This window comes from Flavobacteriales bacterium, assembly GCA_013214975.1.
Taxonomy (GTDB): Bacteria; Bacteroidota; Bacteroidia; order DT-38; family DT-38; genus DT-38.
This window is the reverse complement of record JABSPR010000171.1, coordinates 1-2,432: the sequence shown is the minus strand read 5'-3', so window position 1 is coordinate 2,432 and position 2,432 is coordinate 1. Positions and strand designations below refer to the sequence as shown.

Below are 2,432 nucleotides of genomic sequence, written 5' to 3'. Positions count from 1 at the left end.
TCGCAAGTTGCAATTGGTGATGATGGAAGTGATTATGCGGCTCAAATTTGTAATGATTTACAAATTACAACGGGAGGGGTTACCTATGGCGACTGGTATTTACCTTCAAAATACGAACTTAATTTATTATATGATCAAAGAACTGTGGTTGGCGGTTTTACTAGTAGCTTCTATTGGAGTTCTACGGAGTCCGATGGTTTCTTCAATGGTAGCAACTTTGCGTGGTGCCAGAGTTTCTTCAATGGTAACCAGACCAACTACGATAAGCTCGCCACAAATTCTGTTCGTGCAGTTAGGGCTTTTTAACTATTTATCCATTCATCTATTTAACAATTTATTACCGCGAAGCGGTCGATTTTATTTTTTTGGAGGGCAATCGCCCTCCATTTTTAAGCTCACTTACAGATGATTTATAGCTCAAAACAACTCCATTATGAGCTTAAAACAATATATTTGTGAGCTCAAAGAGTCAATATGTCAAAAAACAGAGAGACAGAAATTCTAAATTTTCTCAAAAAAGGTGAAGAATACTCTTCAAAAGAAATACATGAAGGTATTACCAGCACTATTAGTTATGCTACAGTTAAGAGAATTGTAACAGACTTAATTTCTGAAAATTTAATTACCAAAACTGGAAAAGGAAAAAGCACCAAATACACTATTGCACCTGCTTATAAAATTTTTGAGCCAATAAACGTAAGCGATTATTATAAAAAAGAAATTGATGAACGTAATATCATTCAAAAATTCAACCTTACATTAATCACAGAAACCTTAACTAAGGTCAGTTTGTTTACTAAAAGTGAGTTAAAGACATTATCTATTCTACAAAATCAATATCAAAAAAATATTTCAATATTAACAGATTTTGAATATAAAAAAGAACTCGAACGATTGGCAATTGATTTAAGTTGGAAATCCTCACAAATTGAAGGAAACACCTATTCTTTACTCGAAACAGAACAACTATTAAAAGAAAAACAAACAGCTTCTGGAAAAACAAAAGATGAAGCTACAATGTTATTGAATCATAAAGATGCTATCGATTTTATAATTGACACTCCTGAATACGTAGCTCCTTTATCTACTTCAAAAATTGAAGATATTCATAGCTTACTTATTAAAGAGTTAGCTGCTAATAGAAATATAAGGCAAAGAAAAGTTGGTATCTCAGGAACAAACTACCTGCCTCTTGATAATGAATTTCAAATAAAAGAAGCACTAACAAGTATGTGCGAATTAGTAAATAAAAAAGAAAACATTTTTGATAAAGCCTTACTGACTTTAATGTTAATTTCATACATACAACCCTTTATGGATGGAAACAAACGAACAGCACGTATTGTAAGTAATGCTATTTTAATGAATAACAAATACTGTCCATTATCATTTAGAACAGTAGATTCTATTGATTATAAAAAAGCTATGTTGATTTTTTATGAACAAAACAATTTAACTGCATTCAAGAAAATATTCATTACTCAATTCGAATTTGCAGTAAACACCTATTTTTAAAAGAGAAAACGTTGGGTAATCGAGTAGACGGCTCCGCCAGAACTAACTGACGGAGTGCGCCTCTCACACCACCAAGCGTACGCGAGCTTCGCTCCTTCCTTTCGATTAAATATCCACTGGATATTTGCCCTCAGGAACATACTTGGCGGTTCGATAATCATCTCAACAACTGCTCTTTACACCAGTTGAAGCTATTCTCTACTTTCATAAAGGGCTATAACTCTACTGGAAAACTATCCGTAACGTAAAAATTACTCCCAATTTAATTTCGAGAAGAATATCGTTCAGTCCTTCCCTACTTTATGTAGGTACTATGACCTCTGCTGACTTCTCCACTTTGCCAGCTCGTGACTGTGGAGATCTCCCCAGGTAATTGCATCTTCTTTCATTCGATCCCTGCCGCATCTACATAATTGACCTTTGGGTATTCTTTCGGGCTTTACAAAGATGTGCTTGCTTACCCGATCAACTATGCCTCTTATGCGGTTCCTGTTCGTCAGTACCGAAATTTGTAGTCGGTATTTGTTCCTTATTCAGTCACAAATAACTTCAGTCCTAACCTCACGGTTAGCAACCTTGCAGCTTACTAATGGTTCAAGGCGTTACCCCTGCCCATAAGGGACTTGCACCCTCTAGATGAATAATTTACCTTACGGTAAATTAAAGATGCCCATACTGGGCACACACAAAGTGTATAGCGCATAGCACCCTTCGGGTTGCTACGACACCATACACAGAACGTTGGGTGTCATTACAAAAAAAAGGAATTATGAAAAAAACAATTTTAACGTTAATCATTGGATTTATTGGTCTAAGTGCTTCAGCTCAGTTTGTTGCAAGAATGGAAGTCAAAGAAACTATTCCAGGTATTTGTGATAAAAATGAAGTTTATGCTCTATTCCCCTCTTTTGACGGAC

The 2,432-nt window shown here is 35.2% G+C and carries 3 protein-coding genes; all 3 read left to right on the top strand.

Annotated features, from left to right (window positions below; all coding sequences use genetic code 11):
• A partial coding sequence (locus HRT72_06085; GenBank protein NQY67276.1) for a DUF1566 domain-containing protein occupies nucleotides 1-306 on the top strand: 306 nt, incomplete at its 5' end.
• 168 nt (nucleotides 307-474) lie between these two features.
• Nucleotides 475-1,515 (top strand): Fic family protein, encoded by a 1,041-nt coding sequence (locus HRT72_06080; GenBank protein NQY67275.1) that lies wholly within the window; start codon nucleotides 475-477, stop codon nucleotides 1,513-1,515.
• A 769-nt stretch (nucleotides 1,516-2,284) separates the two neighbouring features.
• On the top strand, nucleotides 2,285-2,432 hold a 148-nt coding region (locus HRT72_06075; protein NQY67274.1), incomplete at its 3' end, for a hypothetical protein.